This window comes from Salinigranum salinum (genome assembly GCF_009176545.1).
GTDB classification, from domain to species: Archaea; Halobacteriota; Halobacteria; order Halobacteriales; family Haloferacaceae; genus Salinigranum; species Salinigranum salinum.
Genome location: NZ_VTOJ01000002.1, coordinates 1,588,650 through 1,606,470 on the forward strand (window position 1 = coordinate 1,588,650; position 17,821 = coordinate 1,606,470).

16 protein-coding genes are annotated in these 17,821 nt (G+C 68.1%); 6 read left to right on the forward strand and 10 right to left on the reverse strand.

Annotation, left to right across the window (positions count from 1 at the left end):
* Window positions 1-41 precede the first annotated feature (41 nt).
* The 5 genes from FZP69_RS19065 to eif1A all read right to left on the reverse strand — a co-directional run bounded on the left by FZP69_RS19065 (window position 42) and on the right by eif1A (window position 5,784).
* Window positions 42-578: a KH domain-containing protein gene (locus tag FZP69_RS19065; RefSeq protein WP_152042940.1), complete on the reverse strand. Its 537-nt coding sequence runs from the start codon at window positions 576-578 to the stop codon at window positions 42-44.
* A 102-nt stretch (window positions 579-680) separates the two neighbouring features.
* Complete coding sequence (locus FZP69_RS19070) at window positions 681-2,669, reverse strand: ester cyclase (protein WP_152042941.1); 1,989 nt, start codon at window positions 2,667-2,669, stop codon at window positions 681-683.
* Window positions 2,670-2,808: 139 nt separating this feature from the next.
* The gene (gene rio1, locus FZP69_RS19075) at window positions 2,809-3,663 is read right to left on the reverse strand and encodes a serine/threonine-protein kinase Rio1 (RefSeq protein WP_152042942.1); all 855 of its coding nucleotides are present in this window, start codon (window positions 3,661-3,663) and stop codon (window positions 2,809-2,811) included.
* 213 nt (window positions 3,664-3,876) lie between these two features.
* Window positions 3,877-4,896, reverse strand: coding sequence for a DHH family phosphoesterase (locus tag FZP69_RS19080; protein ID WP_152042943.1), 1,020 nt, complete (start codon window positions 4,894-4,896; stop codon window positions 3,877-3,879).
* A gap of 597 nt (window positions 4,897-5,493) precedes the next feature.
* Window positions 5,494-5,784 (reverse strand): translation initiation factor eIF-1A, encoded by a 291-nt coding sequence (gene eif1A, locus FZP69_RS19085; RefSeq protein WP_152042944.1) that lies wholly within the window; start codon window positions 5,782-5,784, stop codon window positions 5,494-5,496.
* 278 nt (window positions 5,785-6,062) lie between these two features.
* Here eif1A and FZP69_RS19090 point away from each other — a divergent pair, with 278 nt between their 5' ends.
* From FZP69_RS19090 to FZP69_RS19100, 3 genes are read left to right on the forward strand one after another with little or no spacing between them, the layout of a single operon-like run.
* Window positions 6,063-7,235: a tubulin/FtsZ family protein gene (locus FZP69_RS19090; RefSeq protein WP_152042945.1), complete on the forward strand. Its 1,173-nt coding sequence runs from the start codon at window positions 6,063-6,065 to the stop codon at window positions 7,233-7,235.
* A gap of 52 nt (window positions 7,236-7,287) precedes the next feature.
* The gene (locus FZP69_RS19095; RefSeq protein ID WP_152042946.1) at window positions 7,288-8,616 is read left to right on the forward strand and encodes a tubulin/FtsZ family protein; all 1,329 of its coding nucleotides are present in this window, start codon (window positions 7,288-7,290) and stop codon (window positions 8,614-8,616) included.
* Window positions 8,613-9,419, forward strand: a complete 807-nt coding sequence (locus FZP69_RS19100; RefSeq protein WP_240137718.1) for a hypothetical protein — start codon at window positions 8,613-8,615, stop codon at window positions 9,417-9,419. The genes FZP69_RS19095 and FZP69_RS19100 overlap by 4 nt, the downstream gene beginning before the upstream one ends.
* A 183-nt stretch (window positions 9,420-9,602) precedes the next feature.
* On the opposite strand, the gene FZP69_RS19105 is transcribed toward FZP69_RS19100, so the two are convergent.
* Window positions 9,603-10,583 (reverse strand): tyrosine--tRNA ligase, encoded by a 981-nt coding sequence (locus FZP69_RS19105; RefSeq protein WP_152042947.1) that lies wholly within the window; start codon window positions 10,581-10,583, stop codon window positions 9,603-9,605.
* Window positions 10,584-10,727: 144 nt separating this feature from the next.
* On the opposite strand from FZP69_RS19105, the gene FZP69_RS19110 reads away from it, so the two are divergent.
* The gene (locus FZP69_RS19110) at window positions 10,728-11,030 is read left to right on the forward strand and encodes a PLDc N-terminal domain-containing protein (RefSeq protein WP_152042948.1); all 303 of its coding nucleotides are present in this window, start codon (window positions 10,728-10,730) and stop codon (window positions 11,028-11,030) included.
* 51 nt (window positions 11,031-11,081) lie between these two features.
* Here FZP69_RS19110 and FZP69_RS19115 read toward each other — a convergent pair whose 3' ends face one another.
* Window positions 11,082-13,061 (reverse strand): DUF460 domain-containing protein, encoded by a 1,980-nt coding sequence (locus FZP69_RS19115; RefSeq protein WP_152042949.1) that lies wholly within the window; start codon window positions 13,059-13,061, stop codon window positions 11,082-11,084.
* Window positions 13,062-13,257: 196 nt separating this feature from the next.
* On the opposite strand from FZP69_RS19115, the gene FZP69_RS19120 reads away from it, so the two are divergent.
* On the forward strand, window positions 13,258-13,578 hold the full coding sequence (locus FZP69_RS19120) for a winged helix-turn-helix transcriptional regulator (RefSeq protein ID WP_152042950.1): 321 nt from the start codon (window positions 13,258-13,260) through the stop codon (window positions 13,576-13,578).
* Between the two features lie 75 nt (window positions 13,579-13,653).
* On the opposite strand, the gene rnz is transcribed toward FZP69_RS19120, so the two are convergent.
* Entirely contained in the window at window positions 13,654-14,580 is a 927-nt protein-coding gene (rnz, locus tag FZP69_RS19125) for a ribonuclease Z (protein WP_152042951.1), read from the reverse strand.
* 60 nt (window positions 14,581-14,640) lie between these two features.
* Window positions 14,641-15,504, reverse strand: coding sequence for a DUF6920 family protein (locus FZP69_RS19130; protein ID WP_204960068.1), 864 nt, complete (start codon window positions 15,502-15,504; stop codon window positions 14,641-14,643).
* A 994-nt stretch (window positions 15,505-16,498) separates the two neighbouring features.
* Here FZP69_RS19130 and FZP69_RS19135 point away from each other — a divergent pair.
* Entirely contained in the window at window positions 16,499-17,368 is an 870-nt protein-coding gene (locus FZP69_RS19135) for an amidohydrolase family protein (protein WP_152042952.1), read from the forward strand.
* 36 nt (window positions 17,369-17,404) lie between these two features.
* Here the strand turns inward: FZP69_RS19135 and FZP69_RS19140 are convergent, their stop codons facing one another.
* On the reverse strand, window positions 17,405-17,770 hold the full coding sequence (locus FZP69_RS19140) for a hypothetical protein (RefSeq protein ID WP_152042953.1): 366 nt from the start codon (window positions 17,768-17,770) through the stop codon (window positions 17,405-17,407).
* Window positions 17,771-17,821 lie beyond the last annotated feature (51 nt).

The window sequence follows — 17,821 nt, forward strand, 5'->3', positions numbered from 1 at the left end:
CGCACGCGGGGCAGGAGGCCGGCGACGCGCGTCTCCCGACGCTACGACTTGACGTCGAACCCGCGGGTGAGTTCGTTGTGTTTCCGTTCGAGGAACGAGTAGACCGCACCGTGGGGTGCCCCGTCGAGGATCATCTTCGTCGCCCGGCGAACCGCCTCGACCTCCTCGGGCTGGCCGATGATCCCCAGCGTCGAGCCGTAGATGACGACCTCGGCCCCGGTGAGCTCCTCCATCAGCTCTCTCGTCCGCCCGTTCTCGCCGATGAGTCGGCCCTTCTGTCGCTGGAGGTCGTTCTTGTTCCGGGTCTGGTCCGCGAGATCGATGAGTTCGAACATGCGCAGGTCGTCGTCGAGAAGCGACAGTGCCGTCTCTGGGGTGAACCCCCGCCCGACGGCGCGGACGATGTCGGGTGCCACCAGCCCGGTGACGGGGTCGCCGACGGTGTCGACGGCGACGCTCCCGCTCTCGGAGTCGATGTCGAGGCGGACCTCGGCGCGGCGTTCGATCTCGCGCATGGTCTCGCCACCTTCACCGATGAGAACACCGATGCGGTCCTGCGGCACCTTCACGTGCTGCATACGCCGAACTACCCGATGGAGTGGTTTAAGAGTTCCTTCGTGGGCCGGCGCACCCCGGATCGGTCGGTGGCCTCCCGTCAGCGTGGTGCGTCCCGTCGAGGGTCACCCCGTCCGTTCGGTGGACGCGTCGACGGCGTGGACGGGTGAGACCGGGCGCACGGACAGCTGTTCGCGGAGCCACCTGTGGTTGTCGATCATACCCGTCGTGGCGATGCGACCGTCGGCGAGTTCGTGGACGAACGTCCAGTGTGCCTCGACACGCCGGCCCGTCGGTTCGAGCCCCTCGAACGTCCCCTCGTGCGTACCGGTCATCGCTGCCCTGACGACGATCCGGTCGCCCTCGGCGACGGCGTCGCGGACGGTGACCCGCAGGTTCGGGAACGCGTCGCGGTACGATTCGACGACCGACACGTACGCGTCGCGTCCGTCGACGTCGTGCGCCGCCCGTCGGAAGGCGTGGTCGGCGGCGAGAAGCCGTCGGGCGACGGCTCGGACGTCGTCGCCACCAGCACCCCCCCAGAGTCGCTCGGCGTGGGCGATCCCGAGCGCCCGGCTCTCGTCGGTGCTCTGCAGGTCGGCCACCACCGGCGTCGGCGACGTCTTCGGGACCGGAACGTCGTCGGCGTCGGCAACGATGCCGGCGTCGTCGAGTGCCCACGCGAACCCGGCGTCGTCGACGCTGACCCACGCCTCGGCGACTTCGATCGTGTCATCGACGTCGGGCGCGTCTGCCCGGTCGTCCGTCGACACCCGAGCGATCTGGACGCCGCGGAGCGAGACCCGCTCGTCCGTCGGATCGACGCCGAAGAGACGACCGACGTGTCTACCGCTCACGGTGAAGACGAGCGCCACCCGGTCGCCGTCGGCGACGTCGCTCTCGATTCGCACGGAGAGGTCGTCGAGCGCATCGCGGAACCGATCGACGTACGCGTCGTACACCGCCGGACCGCGGTCCGACGGTGCGCCGGCGGCGTGGAGCACGAAGTCGTCGGCGAGGTAGGCGCTCGCCGCGGGGCTGTCCGTCCACACCGCCTCGACGGTGCCGCGGACGAGCCGGCGGTTCCGCTCGGCGGCGAGGAAGCGGTCGGCCGCCGCCCGTCCTGCGGTCGTCAGTTCCTCGATGAACGACGGCCGACAGTCGAGCTTCGAGGCCGGCCCGAGCGACCGCGGCGGGTCGAGCCGCGTCTCGTCGAGGCCGATCGTCCGCACGGCCACCTGCTGGTATCGCTCCGGGAGGGAGCCGTCGGCGACCCACTCGTTGACCCGCCTGATGAACGCCAGCTCCTGGGAGACCGAGAGGTTTCCGCCGAGTTCGTTCCGGCGGTCGCCGATCGTCTCCAGGGTGGTCGGGACGTCGTCGCGTCGCTGTGGGTTGATTCGGACGAGCCAGATCTCCTCCGGTTTCTCGGCTCTCGACCGACCCGCGAGCAGGTCACGGAGCGGCGGGTTCTGCGAGAACAGCCCGTCCCAGTACTGCCGCGTCTCGCCGTCGTCTTCGACCGTCGCGGCTCTGAACACGGTCGGCACCGCCGCCGACGCCAGCACGGCGTCGATGGTCACGTCGCGCTCCGTGAACGTCCGGAACGTCCCGCGAGTGACGTCGACGGCACCGATGTGGAGGGTGGGACCGGTCGGTTCGTCCTGTTGTGCGTCGACGACCCGGGCGAGTTCGTCAGGTGGGACCGCCCGCTCGAGTGCCGACCGGAGGTACCGCTCGGTCCACACCGACGCGCCCGAGGCGTAGGGGCTGACCTGCGGCAAGGGAGCGCCGCTGTCGCGGGCCCGTGCCCACCAGACACCCGCCCGGTTCGCCGCCGCCGTGACCGGATCACCCGCCGCGACGTCGTGCCACACCTGATCGAGGAGTTTTCGTGCCCGTGCTCGTCCCGCCGGTTCGTCGGCGGTGTTCGCGAGGCCGTACCACGCGAGGAACGCACAGATCGCACCGCCCGACGTCCCGGTCAGCGCGACGATCTCGTGCGCCGGATCCGGGTCGGACAGCAGGCGATCGAGCACCCCCGCGGTGAACGCCGTGTGGCTCCCGCCGCCCTGACAGGCGACGGCGACACGGCTTCGTCTCTCCTCGGTCATGTCTGTTCAGGTACGGGTGTCGACGACATAGCCCTAGTTGCGGCGGCACCGACAGTCTACGGGGCTGAGATGACGGCTCGTGGCGGAGACGACAGCGGTGACTCGTGGCGGAGACGACAGCGACGGGCGACCGTGGTGGTCACTCCGTCTCGGCCGTCACGTAGTCGTAGAGCGCCTCGGGGTCGGTCTCGAGCCCCTGTCTGGTGAAGAACGTCGCCACGTTTCTGCAGTCGCGCCTGAGGAAGTCGTCGGCGTTGCGGTGGTGGACTGTCACGGCCTGACCGAGGTCGATCACCACGAGTTCGCCGTCGTGGATGATGAGGTTGTACTCGGAGAGGTCGCCGTGGACCAGCCCCGCCCCGTGGAGCCGTCGCATGTACTCGCGGACGACCTCGTACGCCGTCTCGGGGTTCTCGACCCTGACCTCGGCGAGGCGGCGGGCGCGCTCCTCGACGAGGCCGACGAGCTCCATCACGAGCACGTTCCGCTCGACGGCGATCGGTTTCGGGACGCGCACGCCCGCCGCCCGCGCCCGTTCGAGGTTGGCGAACTCCTTGCGCGTCCACGCCAGCACGATCTTGGCCTTGTCGTTGCCGATCCCCTCGAACCGCGGGTCGCCGTCGAGGTAGTCGCGCATGTGCTGGAAGTCCGAGGCGTTGATGCGGTAGATCTTGACGGCGATGTCGCCGTCTTCGCCGAGGGCCTCGTAGACGTTCGCTTCCTTCCCGGTCGAGATGGGCCCCCCGAACGCCTCGATGTGTCCGTCCTGGACGAGTTTGTAGATGGCGGCGAAGGTGGCGTCGTCGAACACCGACTGCTCGACCTTGAACTGGTCGGCGTCCTTCAGCCGTTTGCGGAACTCGTCGAACTCCCGATCCCGTTTGCGGGCGATGCGGTCGGCGTCGGTGTCGGAGACGTCGATCTCCTCCCACTCGTCGCCGAACGTATCGCCGTCGCCCTCCTCGGGTTCGATCAGGCCGAACTCCTCTGTCATCTAGGTTCGGTGTAGGTGGCCGTGGGTGAAAAGGGTGGGTATCGATGCCACGGTCTGGATGCGTCGCGGAATCCGGGTGGGTCGTCGGCCGGGCGGTTGTCCGACGTACCGACACTCGCCGACTCCGGATCGGGTGGATGCGGTGTCGACGGGCGACGGTCGCTGATGAGCGAATCGCGGACGCACGACAGTCCGTGCGACATCCGCGAGGGGCTACCCGTCCGGATCGCCGGTGAGGTTGAGCTGAGCGAAGAGACGGGCGGTGATGACCTGTTCGATGATGGAGAGCAACCCCGCGTCGTCGGTCGTGTAGTCGGCGAAGATGCCGAGCGGGATCTCGCCGCCAGCCACGTCGTGGTGACCGCCCGCACTCCCGACGTCCTCGAACGCTTTCCTGAGCACGTCGCCGGCGTGGATGCGCGGATCCGGCGACCGGGCACTCAGATGTATCGAGTCGTGGACGATGCCGAAGACGATGGCCGTATCGACGCCCTCCAGCGTCGCGAGGTAGTCGGCCGCCTGCGGGAGCGCGTCCCGCTCGGTCGTCCGGCCGACGTACGAGACGAGCACCGACCCCTTCGTCGTGCGGTTCTCGATCGCCGTCGCGATCGCGTCGAGGGTCTCACCGGTGACCGACGGGGTCGAGATCTGCCGGAGGAGTTCCCGGTCTGCCCGCGGGTGGAGGTAGCCCGCCGCGTCGTACTCCGCGCGGGTCGCCCCGCGGAGGAAGCCGAGCGTCTCGCTCCGGATCGCGAAGAGCAACGCCGTCGCGAGCGTGTCGTCGACGTCGACGTCGAGTGCCCGAACGTGCTCCGTGAGCATCGTCGCGGCGGCCCCCATCTCCGTCCGGTGGTCGACGAACCGGGCGGTGACGTCCTCGGCGGGGTGGTGATCGATCACGATGTCCAGCGCCGTTCCCTCCGGAACCCGGTTGTTCGCGCCCGGGATCGAGTGGTCGACGAACGCCAGCAGTGAGTCCGGCGGCCGGTCCTCAATGATGTCCGCGTCGAACTGTCTGAGGTCGATGTCGAGCAGGTTGACGAACGCCCGGTTCTGCTGGTGGGAGATGTCGCCGCTGTAGAGGATGCGCCGCTCGTCGATACCGGCGACCGCCGCGATCCGACCCAGCGCGAGCGCGCTCGCGAGGCAGTCCGGGTCGGGGTTGTTGTGACAGACGATGGTGAGTTCGTCCCCCTCGGCGAGGATGTCGTGGAGGTCCTGCGCGGTGCTCATACTCTCCGTACGCTCCCGACCGGGTTAGGCTACGGGGCTGTCCCGCGTAGAGCGGTGTGGTTCCGACGGCGTCCTCCAGTTCGCTCCGCCCCTCGCCGGCGTAGTACTCGTCCATCTGCCGCCGGAAACAGTCGGGGTTGCCCCTTGCCGCGTCGATCGCGGCGTCGCCGAATCCCCCCGGGAGGAAGTGGCTGATTCCCTTCGCGAGTCTCACGCGATACGCGTGTTCATCCCCGTCCGTCTCCTCGATGTACTGTGTGAGGCGCCTGTCCGCCTTCCGGCCGTACTCGACGAGTTCGGTCTTCGCAAGCGTTCCGATGACTGCGCCGCCGACGAGAACCGTCGGGTCCGCCATGGCGACTCCCGTGACCGCTTCGAACGCTCCGCTCTCGGTCAGTTTCCGGAATCCGTCGCCGATCGCGTCGGCGGCGGCCCCGGCGTCAAGCGTCGGAAGTCAGTCCGGGCTGGCTGACATCGGACTATACGTGTTATTTTTGAGTCATAACGTTTCCGCACGTCGGGCTACACGAATCGGCGTCGAGCGTTCGTCGGAGCCGTCGCTCCGCGTCCGACACACCATCGAAAACCCTCTCCTCTTCAGGCGATGTGCCCTTCTTCGCGCAGCTGGTCCGCCTCGCTCTTTTCGTAGCGCCAGGTGATGTCCCCCTTCTCGTCCTGCCAGTCCCACGGCTCGACGAGCACGACGTCGTCCTCGCGGATCCAGATACGCTTCTGCATCCGACCCGGGATACGGGCGGTGCGCTCGACGCCGTCCGCACAGCGGACCTTCACCCGGTTGGCGCCCAGCATGTCGGTCACGACAGCGAACACCTCGTCGTCGTCGGGCATGCGGAGGTCGCGTCGCGTCTCGTCTCCGTCTCTCGCCATATCCGGAGGTTGGTCATCATCCGGTTTAAAACCGCGGATCGTCCGTCGTGCGGCTCGTGCTCCCCCGTAGCCCCCCCAAGAGCGACCACGACACGCGATCGTCGTGACGACAGCTATCACGTTTGAAAACCGCACACATAGCTATAAACTGTATCCGTCTCCAGAATGTCACCAGTGGGGCGGATTCGAGTCGGCGGTCGACCCGCGAAGCGACCGATCGACCGGACCCGTCCGAACGAGCCGCCCCGTGAGCCAGAACCCACTCGGGAACACAAATTATGAAGTTAGGAACAATCGGCATCGGCAACGCAGGCAGCAAGATCGTCGACAAGATGGTCGAGTTCGAATCGCTCACTGACCGAAACCTCTGCCGGCACGTGATGGTGATCAACACCGCACGGACGGACCTGAGCAAACCGGACCACATCCCGGAGGACAAACGGATCCTGATCGGCGACACCCACCAGAAGGCGAAGGGTCACGGCGTCGGCGGCGACGTCGAGGTCGGCGCAGAGGTCGCCAAGAACGACATCGACGAGATCCGGCGCGCGTTCGACGACGTGGACATCCACGAGGTCGACGCGATCCTCGTCTGCGCGTCGCTCGGCGGCGGCACCGGGAGCGGTGCAGCCCCGGTCGTCATCAGCGAACTGCAGAAGATGTACGACGAGCCGGTGTACGGGCTCGGGATCCTCCCCGGGAAGTACGAGGGCGGTCGTCCGGCGCTGAACGCCGCCCGCTCGCTCCAGTCGTTCGTCAACAACACGGACAACTTCATCGCGTTCGACAACGACGCGTGGCGCTCGAAGGACCAGACGGTCGGCGAGGGGTACGACGGCATGAACCGCGAGCTGGCGACCCGGATCGTCACCCTCCTCGGCGCCGGCGAGTACGACGAGCCGACCGTCGCGGAGAACGTGATGGACGCGAGCGACATCATCCGGACGCTCGACACCAACGGGATCTCCTCGATCGGCTACGCGTCGACCTCGGTCGATGGGAAGGACGACGGCTTCCTGACGCGGTTCCGCGAGGATTACGAGATCGAAGACAGCGGGAGTGCCGCGGCGAAGATCAACGGCCTCGTTCGCCGGGCCGTCAACTCCCGGCTCACCCTGCCGTGTGACGCGTCGAGCGCCGACCGCGCACTGATCGTCATCTCGGGCCCACCGTCGGAGTTCTCCCGGAAGGGCCTCGAGAGCGCCCGCGAGTGGATCGAGAGCGAGGTCGACACGGTTGACGTGCTGGCCGGCGACGACCCGCGGGAGAACGCCTCCGCCCTCTCGGCGGTGGTGTTGCTCTCGAACGTCACCGAGACGCCCCGGATCAAGTCGATCCAGGAACAGGCGGTCGACGCCCAGGACAAGATCGCCGAACAGGACGCCGTGCGCGAGGAGGAGATCGCCGAGCTGATCACGGACGAACAGGGCAAGATCGATCCGGTCATCTGACCGTGACCCCCGCCACCCGTGGACGCGCGTCCACCCCACAGGGAGAGAGCGCATGAAGCTCGCAGCCGTCGGCGTCGGCAACGCCGGCAGCCGGGTCGTCAACCGGATCCTGGCGACGGAGAAGGCGTCGAACCGGACGCTCTGTGGTGGCGACGCGCTGCTCGTCAACTCGACGGCGCCGACGTTCGACACGACCGAGCACGTCCCCGAGGAGCGGCGACTGACCATCGGCGACGCCTACTGGGAGGTCGACGAGATCGACGTCGACGGCGACCCCGACCTGGGGGCCGACATCGCACGCGAGGAGCGGAACGAGATCAACCGTGCGTTCGACCTGATCGACTTCCAGCGGATCGACGGAGTCCTGGTGATCGCCGGGCTCGGCGGCGGCACCGGTGGCGGCGCGGGATCGGTCGTGATCGACCAGCTGAAATCGATCTGTGACGTGCCGGTGTACGCCGTGGGCGTCCTCCCCGGCGCGTCGGAGGGACCACGGCCGGCACTGACCGCCGCCCGGTCGCTCCAGTCGTTCGTCGACAGGGCGGACAACGTCATCCTCTTCGACAACGACACGTGGCTCCCCGACGATCCGTGGCGGGTGTCGGCGACCGACGCCGAGGACGTGGACGGCCTCGACGACGTGGTCGAGGCCGAAGAGACCGTCGCCGGAGACGCGGCCGACGCGACGGTTGCCACCGATGGAGCCGGCGAACCCGGCGAAGCCCGCGAAACGGATGGAACCGAAGTCGACGACGACCGGCTGATGGAGGCGTACGGGCGTGCGAACGTCGAACTGGCGGAGCGGCTCGTCGCCCTGTTCGCGGCGGGTGGGATGGAGGGGGCCGTCACCTCCGAGACGCAGCTGGACCCCAGCGACATCATGCGGATGCTCGACACGGGCGGCGTCTCGTCGATCGGCTACGCCTCGATCGATCTGCCGTCGAGCGGCGGTCTCACGGGGTGGCTCCGCACGCTCCGCGAACTCTTGCCCTGGACGGGCGACGAGGCGACCGACGACGACGAAGCGACCGACGCGGCGCGGATCAACGGTCTCGTCCGCCGGGCGGCTCGATCGAAGTTGACGCTCCCGTGTGAGATGGCGAGCGCCGACCGGGCGTTGATCGTCCTCTCGGGCCCGCCGGGGACGCTGTCGCGCAAGGGGTTCGAGAGCGGTCGGTACTGGCTCGAACGGGAGGCCGACATCGTCGACGTGATGGCCGGCGACGAGCCACACGACGGTTCGGCGACGCTCACCGGAGTCGTCCTGTTCTCGAACGTGACGGACGTCCCCCGGATCGACGCGATGCAGGAACTGGCGCTCGAACACCAGCCCACGCCCACCGACGGGGGATGGCGCTTCGGCATGACTCAGCCCTCATGAACAACCCGATCGACGAGGAGTGGCAACGGACGACCGGAGGGATCTCTCCACGGCTCGCGAACGCGGTCAGAGCCATGCGCGTCGACCTGGCGTGGCTCCACGCGGCGTGGATGAGCCTGCTCTTCGCGGACGGCTTCGCCGGCGACTACTCCGTGGTCGAACGCCGTGGACCGGAGACCGCAGGCGGTGCCGTGCTCTTCCGGCTCTGGGCCGTGATGGGCGGGCTGGTTCTCGGCGTGGCGTACCCGCTCTTCGTCCTCGGTCTCGCCACCCGGTACTACGCACGGCGGCTCGACCGTCTCTCGGCGAGCCTCGGCTTCGTCGGGGTCGCGCTCCTCTCGCTTGTCGTCTGGGGCGCACTCACCGCGGTGACGTACCTCTCCGCGATCGGGTTCGAGGGGTTCGTCGCGGTCGGCATCGCGGGCGTCGTCGCGACCGCGTCGGCGGTCCTCGCGATGCAGGTCGCCCGACGGGGGGGACGGGCCTCGACGGTCCTCCTCGGCTATCCACTGGGGGTGACAGCCATCCTCCTCCCGCCGGTGGTCGCGTCGCTGTACTCGCCGACGCTGGCGTCCGTCGTCTTCCCCAGCTCGGAATCGCTCGCCATCTGGCTGCTGAACAACGTCCTCGCAGTCGGTGGCCTCGCCGCGTTCATCCGGGCGTCGTTCGAGCTGCAGGGGCTGGCGTACGTTGGGATGTGGTTCCTTCTGGCGGTCCCGACGGGCTGGGTCCTCGGAGTCCTCGCCACGCTCGCGACCGGCGTGCGACGGTCGCGCGAGACGACGGGGAACGACGTCTACTGACGGTGGCGTCGTCTACTGACGGACGCCCGCGGACCCCGCGGTCGGCGAACTGTCGCCGAAATCGCCGGAGACAGCGGTTTCTTCGGACAGTGTGGCGGAGAGAGACGGAAGACTACCGGTGGCGGATTCGTCTACTCCGCCGAAGGTCGGGGGGACCGGATCCGCCCTTGAGACGCCGCGTGCTCAGAGTACCGCGCGTCCGGGCGCGATCAGGTCGTCGAGGTAGCCGGCCAGCGCACTTTTCGCGTCCGCCGGGTGGAGCTCACCCGAGTCGAGATCCGCCTCAAGGGCCGCGTAGGCGTCGTACGTCAGATCGCCACCGTACTGTTCGGGGCGCTCGACCACGACCGTCTCGAACCGCGGGAAAACGTGGTACCGGAAGATCTGGAGCACGGGGTTCTCGCGCTCGTTGCCGTCGTCGTCGGGTTCCGGGTCGGCCGTCGGCGGGCAGTACGCGGCGTTGACCTTCTCGTCGAGGTCCTCGCGCGAGTCCTCCATCGAGATGGTGACGCCCTCCGAGGAGGACATCTTGCCGACGCCCGTGGTGAGATCCGCGAGGATGGGCGTGTGGAGCGCCGGTCGGGAGTCGTAGCCGACCGAGGGCAACTCCTCGCGGGCGAGCATGTGCACCTTCCGCTGGTCGAGGCCGCCGACGGCGAGGTCGAGATCGAGGTATTCGATGTCGAGCGCCTGCATCAGCGGGTAGACCATCTGTGACACCTTCGCGTGCTCGCCCCGCTGGATCTCCGCCATCGCCCGCTGGGCCCGCGCCACCGTCGTCTCCAGTTCGAGCGCGTGCAGGTCGAGCACGTACTCCTCGTCCAGCTGGTACTCCGACCCCAGCACGAACTCCGTCCGCGACTCGTCGAGCCCGTAGGCGACGAACTGCTCCTGCATCCGTTCGGCGGTCTCGCGGATCTCCGCGAACGTCCCCTTGTCGTTGAGGTACGCGTGGACGTCCGCCAGGAGGACCACGATCTCGAACCCCGCCTCCTGGAGGTCGATGAGCTTGTTCGCCGTGAGCATGTGTCCGATGTGGAGGACGCCGGAGGGTTCGTAGCCGACGTACGCCCGCTTGCCCTCGGGGTCGTCGCTCAGCGCGCGTACCTCCTCCTCGGTGACCACCTCGGCCGTGTTCCGGGCGATCAGCTCGTAGGCGTCCATACACGTGGGGAGCCGACGGTGTGGCATATGACTTCTGGAAGCGTTCGGTCGCGGAGACGGGGAAACCGGGAGAGACGCGGCCAGCCGTGACGAGCGGCGACCGACAGCCTGATTCCCGCCGCGCCGATAGCTCCGGACGAGACGATGGCCTCGCTTCGCTCCCCGGTCGCCCTGTTCGTCGGCTTCTTCGTCTTCGTCAGCGTCCCGCTGGTCGCCATGTGGGTCGCCGTCGGCGACCTCTCGCTCCTCGCGCGGCTGGCCGGATTCATCCTCTACTTCCTCGTCGCCCACGTCGTCCTCCCGGGGTGGGTCTACCTCGACGCACGGAGCGCCGGCAACGACTACGCGGTCGCGTGGACCGTCGTCACGTTCCTCGTCCCGTTCGTCGGTGCCCTCGTGTACCTGCTGCTCGTGCGTGGCCGCCGGGACGTGGCGTCGAGTGGGTGAGCCGCACCGCTCACTCCTGTGCGTGCCGCACGACGCGGACTGGCCCCGCTCTCACTCCCGGCTCTCCGCCCGCGACTCCGCACGGTGTTCGGAGATGATCTGGTCGACCATGCTCTCCTTCTGTTCCCGCCGGCGTTCCTCGGCCCGTACCTCCCAGTCCTCGATCGCGTCCTCGACCTCGGACTCGCGGGCGACGGCGAGTTCGTCCACCTCCTGGACCGTGACGTCGTCGGCAGGCGCGACCGGGATCTCGTGATCGAACAGCACCTGATCGGCGACCTCCGAGAGACCACCCCGTCTGAGCACCACGCGGGGATCGAGGTCGGCGAGGCGTTCGGCCGTCGACCGTCCCGCCCCCGAGGCGTCGCGGAGGTAGACCACGTCGCCCGCGGCGATGCCGTACTGCTCGACCGTTCGATCGATGGCGTCGCGGGTGAACTGCTCGACCACCTTCACCGGGACGAGGTTCCGGTCGGTGTTGACGTCCGCGAAGTTCGAGTGGTCGAGCTTCCACAGCGTCTTCAGCCGTTCGAGCTTCCCGTCGAGTTCCTCGCTCCGCTCGCGCACCTTCGCGAGCTCGCGCTCCAGCCGGCTCTTCTCGCGTTCGAGCCGGGAGACCTCCTGGCGCTCTCGCGCCTCGCGGCGTTCCTGTCGGCGCGCCTCGGAGAGCTCCTCGCGGTACTCCTCGATCGTCTCGGACTGCTCTTCGACCGTCGATTCGAGGTCGTCGACGAGCGACTCCAAGCGCTGGGCCCGGTCGCGGAGCCGACGGAGCTCCTTCTCCTCCTCGGTGAGTTCGCGCTCGGTGTGTTCGTGTTCCTCCTCGGGTTCCTGGTCGTCCTGTGTGAGGTCGCGGAGGACGCTCTCGACGCTCTCCTCATTCCCCAGCACGCGCGAGATGACGGTCCCGCGGTCGACGTCCGGGGGCACTTTCCGGGAGATACGGTCGAACTGGTCCTCGTGGTCGTCGAACGCGAACAGCGCCGCCGCCAGCGCGTCGCGCTCGTGGTCGTTGTCGTAGTCGACGTCGCGCGTGCGGTGGAGTTTCTCGTCGACCGGGAGGTCCTTCGGAGGCGTCCACCCGGCGGCGTCGAAGCTCCGGCGGAACTTCTCGACGGTCTCGGGTATCGGCGTCACGTCCGCGGCCACCAGCAGGGGGCGTCCCCGCTCGATGAGCCACTCGATGACGCCCGCGGTGTCCTCGGTCCGCGTGGAGAAGACGTCGAGCGCGGAGCCGTCGAGCCCCACCACGGCGGCGGCCGTCGTCGTTCCGGGGTCGATACCGACGATGACGTGGTCGCGCCGTTTGACGAGGGGTTCGAACTCGATGCCGTCGCGCCGCTGTCGTTCGACCTCGACACGGGTGTCGCCCGACCGCCGCGCCGACACCGGAATGTCCCCGGGCGGGGCCTCGACGGTGAAGACGGCGTTGGCGTAGCCGCCGTACTTCTCGGTGACCTCACGCTCGTAGACGAGCCCGGCCTCCGTGAGCTTCGATTCGACCTGTCTGGCCGTCCGCTTGACCGACCCGTGGATGCGCCGCGTGTAGCGGTCGGCGCTCCACCCACCCTTCCCCGTAGAGCGCCCCCGTGACACCTTCACCGTGGTGGTATTCTCGAACGCCGACACCTCGTAGCCGACGTTGGCGGCGGCGAGCCGGGCGGCGGCCTCGGCCTCCTCCATCGGCTTCTTGCCGTAGGGGACGCCGTGTCGCGACGCCACCCGCGAGAGGGGTTCGGGCCGTTCGGCACCCGTCACCTGCACGAGCTTCGTCTCGCTCGGGAGCGAGCGCAGGAAGGCCACCAGCTCGTCCTTGTCGGCCGCGAGCTCGTACATGTTGTCGGTGGCGACGATCGCGGGGGTCTCCCGGTCGATCAGCCGCCGGAGCTTGCGGTACGACACGACATCGCGGTCGACCCGCTCGCCGTCGAAGGCGACGACAGCGTACGACGGTGCGTCCCCGCGGACGTCGCCGCTCTGGATGTCGACGCCGAACACGAGCGAGTCGAGCGCGCTCGTCCGGTCGTTCACACCAGGGGGTAGGGACGTGGCCGATATATACTCCACGCCGACTGTCGGCACCGTCTCACGGGACGAGAGAGGGTATGGACGGGTGGAGCGACCGGAGCGTCTGGACGAGCAGAGAGTCGCCATGCCTGATACTTCGGAGGCCAAAGTTATTGTAGTCTGGACTTCGAAGCATTGGACGAAGACGGTCGAATTACCAATGACAACGTGTTCGCGCTCTCGATGCGTCTGCCCCGACACCGACCTGATGGACGTGCTGGCGAGCAAGTACACGATGCAGCTCGTCTGCATCGTCGACGCGCACGGCTCGGCCCGGTTCTCGGAGTTCGAGTCGCACCTCCCGGACGCGAGCACGTCGACGCTGTCGACGCGACTCGGTTCCCTCGTCGACGCGGGGATCCTCGAACGGACCCGCTACGACGAGGTCCCGCCACGAGTGGAGTACGAACTCACCCGCGACGGGCGGGGGCTGGCGCGGCGCACCCGCTCGCTGCTGTCGTGGGTCGACCGGAACGACTGACTACCGGATCGACCCGTCGGCGGGGACGACGCGACCGCCGACACCGAGCGACGTGCCCGTGAGCGAGCCGTACGATCACGCCTCGGGGAACGGTACCTCGATCTCGAGCCCGTCGTGGGCGACGACCGACTCGCCGTCGAACGCCGCCGCGGCCTCCCGGGCGATCTCGGAGGCGTCACCCGCGTAACGCGAGGAGATGTGCGTCAGCGCGAGCCGTTTCACGCCGGCACGGCGGGCGAGCCGTCCCGCCTCGCGCGCCGTCGTGTGTCCGGTCGACCGCGCCCGGTCGGCCTCGTCGCTCGCGAACGTCGCCTCGTGGATCAACAGATCCGCGCCCGCGGCGATCTCCTCGGTCGCCGACACCGGACGAGTGTCGCCGGTGTACACCAGCCGCCGCCCGGGTCGGGGGTCGCCGACGACCTGCTCGGGCTCGACGACGCGGCCGTCGTCGAGTTCGACCGGGTTGCCGTCGTGGAGTTGCCCGAACTTCGGGCCGACGGGGACCCCCAGCTCCTCGGCACGCTCACGGTCGAACCGCCCACGACGGTCCTCCTCAACGAGCGCCCACCCGACGGAGCGAGTGCGGTGTTCGGTGGCGAACGCGCAGATCTCGAAGCCGTCGCCATCGAGCGCGACGGCACCCGGAGAGACCTCGTTGACGCGGATCGGAAAGCCGGGCTGGTGACCGCCCGCGTGGAGCAGTGACTCGATGTGCCGGCGCGATCCCGGCGGGGCGTGGATCGCCAGCGGCTCCTCCCGATCGTTGAAGTCCCACGTCTGGACCAGTCCCGGAATGCCGAGGACGTGATCGCCGTGGAGATGCGTGACGAACAGGTGCGAGACGGCGAAGCCCGTCCCGAACCGCATCATCTGTCGCTGGGTCCCCTCGCCGCAGTCGAAGAGGAACCGCTCGCCCGCGCGGTTGCAGACCAGCGCCGAGGGGGCCCGCTCGGTCGTCGGCACGGCCGCGCTGGTCCCGAGAAACGTCACGCGCATCGACATGCGTCACCGTCGTCGTGGCGACGGTAAACGGCTGTCGGATCGAACCCGCCAGCCGGTCGGCTACGACAGCGACTCGATCTCGGTCACGCGCCCGCGCCAGGCGTGGAAGTCGTTGTCGGGCAGGTGCCACACGACCTCGCCTGCGGTCGGGATCGGTGCGCCGTCGCGGACCTCGTAGTCACGCCACAGGCCTGTCCACGGTGTCGGCTCGTACCCGTCGCCGACGCGCCTGTTCCGGGCCGTCGCGTGGACCCGTTCGACCTCGTTCTCGGGGGAGAAGTGGAACGTGAGCGACGCCGTCGTCCCGCCGTGCGCAAGCGTCGCCCGCGCGGTTCGGTCGTCGATCGGCTCCCACGACACCCCGTGTTCGGGCAGGAGCGCCTGAGGGTACCAGACCGCCTCGGCGAGGTACCGCTGGAGTGCCGCCTCGTTCAGTTCCGGACTCGGCGTCGCCCCGTCGACCGGCAGCGCGCCGAACAGGGCGACCCGAGCCGAGCCGCCACCGTCGACGTAGCCGTCGCGGACGCGGACCGACACGGCGGGGGCGAGGTCGACCGTCGCGTCCCAGACGAACCCCGGTCGACGGGTCGTCGCGTGGTGCGTCGCCGCGAACCCGGTCCACGAAGAGTCGGGACCGAGACGGAGCTCGCCCCGCTGCTCGACGCGAACCGCCGGTCTCTCCAGCGGATCCGCCGGGAGTACCGTCTCGAAGTAGCGTCGGACTGGGTCGGGCAAGCCGTCGAACGCGTCGGGGGATCTCGCCGGAAGCGGACGGCCACGAGCGGAGCCGAGGAGTCGGTCCACCGCCGCCGCGGTCGCGCGTTCCTCGCGGCGTCTGCCGACGACGAGGAGCGCGAGCGTCAGGAGGACGTGGACGGCGACGGCGAGAGCACGCGAGCGGGTGAACCCGCGGTCGATTTTCATCGGTCAGAGTTGTCGTTCCCCGGCTAATAGTAGTGTCTCGTCACCACCGTGGACGTGATCGACCCGGACTGTGTGATGTCGGGCCACACGGTCGAGTCAGGTCCACGGTCGGAACAAAATAACTTGTACTTACGTTGAGTCACCAACTCGGGAGACCACGCGAGCAGAGTTCGCGGTCTCCGTTCGGGGTAGAGGGCGCGATATCCGGGTCTCACGCGGTTTTCGTCTCGTCTTCGACGTTTTCGGTGTCGATTCGTGTCTTTCTCGAGAGTAGTGCCGGGTCGCCGACCAAAGTCGACACATCGTGGTCGATCGCCCCGAAGAGACGAGAAACCGTCGGGAGATCGGCGACCCGTCGACCGTGTCGAGAGCTTCGACTACGGAGCGGAGAACGAGACGGCAAAAATATACAATTATATCTATTCACTCGTTTCGACGAGTCGGACATCGACGGCGCGAACGCTCGACCGACCCCACGATCTCGTGACGCGAGTATCGTTGTAACGAACCCTGGAGGACGACCCGTCAGCACGGGTCGTCACCGGACCCGTCCCGAACTCACGTCGAGAGGGGCGGGACCCGTGTTGACCAGCACTGGTGTACGATTCTACGGAGACGAAACATCGTTCATCGTTCAATAACGCCACGCACGCGACGAGTGCGCTACGGACGGATCAGACGGGCTCGTGTCACGTGATGTGTACGGTAGTACTGGCAACAGTGCAACGGAGAAGCCACTCCGTTCGAGGTTCGAGTCGGTTCTGGAGATGGCGTCTCGAGCACGGAGAGCTATCCGAATTCAGTCATTTCGTGTCACACGAACGGTTCGGTGATCGAGAGGGGATCGAGAGACCGTGCCGGAGCGCACGAGCCGGCAGTACATCATCCGCGGGCTCACTCGGTTGCGCCGAACGTGAACCCGCGGAGGACGCCACCGCGCCGTCCCTGCCCGCACCAATGTATAAATAGCTCGTACCGAAATCACGGAGTAGTCATGCGATTCGTCGACGCACACACGCACGCGTGGGGGCACGACACGGCGGAACTCCCCTGGCAGGGCGAGGTCCTCCCTCCGGAGTGGGAGGGGCCGTACACGCATGAGGATCTCGTCGCCGACATGGACCGCCTCGGCATCGACGCGAGCGTCATCGTGACCACACCCGCCTACGGTCGCGGGATGCGCGCCAACGAGTACACGATGCGGAGTATCGAGGCCCACCCCGGACGCTTCTACGGCGTCGGGCTGGTCGACTTCTTCGGCGACGAGGAGACGGTCCGCACCGCCGTGCGACGGGCGGTGGGCCACGAGCGGATGCTCGGCGTGCGAATGCACGCGGCGCTCGAGTACGCGGAGATCCCAACAGAGCTGAATCCGGACACGGACTGGATCGCCGACGATCGTCTGGAGCCGGTGTGGGACGAACTGGCGAGACAGGACGCGGCGCTGTTCGTCTTCCCGAAGGCCCGGCAGCTCCCGCTCGTGGAGGAACTCGCCGGAGCGCACCCGGACGTGCCGGTGGTGGTCGACCACATGGCGTGGCCCGACGAGGAGACGGACCCCGAGGCCGCCCCGTGGACCGAGTTCGCCGCGGTCGCCGACCACGACAACACGTACGTGAAGATCAGCTCGCTCCCCCGGTCGGCCGACACCGACTGGCCGTACCCGGACCTCCACGGCTACGTGCGGAACCTCGTCGAGTGGTTCGGCCCCGAGCGACTGATGCTCGGCTCCGACTACCCGTGGATGGACAGCTGGGACTCGTACGAACGCTGTCTCTCGTGGGTCCAGGAGGTCGAGTTCCTCTCCGCGCGCGACCTGTCGTATCTCGCGTATCGGACCTTCGAGAAGCTCCACCTGAAGTGAGGTCCGAAGCGGAGTTCGCGTCTCCCGCTCGCCGGATCAGTCGAAGACGTGTCCCTTGCCGAGGACGTCGTAGATGGCGATCTCGATGGCACCGATCACGCCCAGCGGGATGGCTCCGCGCGCCCAGAAGAGGTTCCGGTCGTAGAGGTCTTCTCGGATCCCGAGGACGTTCTCCGGGTCCCGTCCGACGACCTGCGACCGCAAGGCGTCGACGATGCCCCGGACCGCCTCGTTGCCCGTCAGGGCGTGCCCGGCTTCCCCCCAGCCGACGAGGCCCGTGTCGGTTTCGACGCGCACGAGCGACGCGTCCCACGACTCGATCGTTCCCGCGGACCACTCGAGTGTCTCGTCCTCGGGGTAGACGTGACTCACCAGGACCGGCTCGACGCTGGTTATCTCCATGGCTGTCACGACACGCTCGCCCAGTGGGCTTAGCGTTTCCGCCGGCGATCG

What these genes read in the sequence shown, in the direction of transcription:
- FZP69_RS19065 (WP_152042940.1), bottom strand. Translation starts at nt 578, where the DNA reads ATGCAGCACGTGAAGGTGCCGCAGGACCGCATCGGTGTTCTCATCGGT.
- FZP69_RS19070 (WP_152042941.1), bottom strand. Translation starts at nt 2,669, where the DNA reads ATGACCGAGGAGAGACGAAGCCGTGTCGCCGTCGCCTGTCAGGGCGGC.
- rio1 (WP_152042942.1), bottom strand. Translation starts at nt 3,663, where the DNA reads ATGACAGAGGAGTTCGGCCTGATCGAACCCGAGGAGGGCGACGGCGAT.
- FZP69_RS19080 (WP_152042943.1), bottom strand. Translation starts at nt 4,896, where the DNA reads ATGAGCACCGCGCAGGACCTCCACGACATCCTCGCCGAGGGGGACGAA.
- eif1A (WP_152042944.1), bottom strand. Translation starts at nt 5,784, where the DNA reads ATGGCGAGAGACGGAGACGAGACGCGACGCGACCTCCGCATGCCCGAC.
- FZP69_RS19090 (WP_152042945.1), top strand. Translation starts at nt 6,063, where the DNA reads ATGAAGTTAGGAACAATCGGCATCGGCAACGCAGGCAGCAAGATCGTC.
- FZP69_RS19095 (WP_152042946.1), top strand. Translation starts at nt 7,288, where the DNA reads ATGAAGCTCGCAGCCGTCGGCGTCGGCAACGCCGGCAGCCGGGTCGTC.
- FZP69_RS19100 (WP_240137718.1), top strand. Translation starts at nt 8,613, where the DNA reads ATGAACAACCCGATCGACGAGGAGTGGCAACGGACGACCGGAGGGATC.
- FZP69_RS19105 (WP_152042947.1), bottom strand. Translation starts at nt 10,583, where the DNA reads ATGGACGCCTACGAGCTGATCGCCCGGAACACGGCCGAGGTGGTCACC.
- FZP69_RS19110 (WP_152042948.1), top strand. Translation starts at nt 10,728, where the DNA reads ATGGCCTCGCTTCGCTCCCCGGTCGCCCTGTTCGTCGGCTTCTTCGTC.
- FZP69_RS19120 (WP_152042950.1), top strand. Translation starts at nt 13,258, where the DNA reads ATGACAACGTGTTCGCGCTCTCGATGCGTCTGCCCCGACACCGACCTG.
- rnz (WP_152042951.1), bottom strand. Translation starts at nt 14,580, where the DNA reads ATGTCGATGCGCGTGACGTTTCTCGGGACCAGCGCGGCCGTGCCGACG.
- FZP69_RS19130 (WP_204960068.1), bottom strand. Translation starts at nt 15,504, where the DNA reads ATGAAAATCGACCGCGGGTTCACCCGCTCGCGTGCTCTCGCCGTCGCC.
- FZP69_RS19135 (WP_152042952.1), top strand. Translation starts at nt 16,499, where the DNA reads ATGCGATTCGTCGACGCACACACGCACGCGTGGGGGCACGACACGGCG.
- FZP69_RS19140 (WP_152042953.1), bottom strand. Translation starts at nt 17,770, where the DNA reads ATGGAGATAACCAGCGTCGAGCCGGTCCTGGTGAGTCACGTCTACCCC.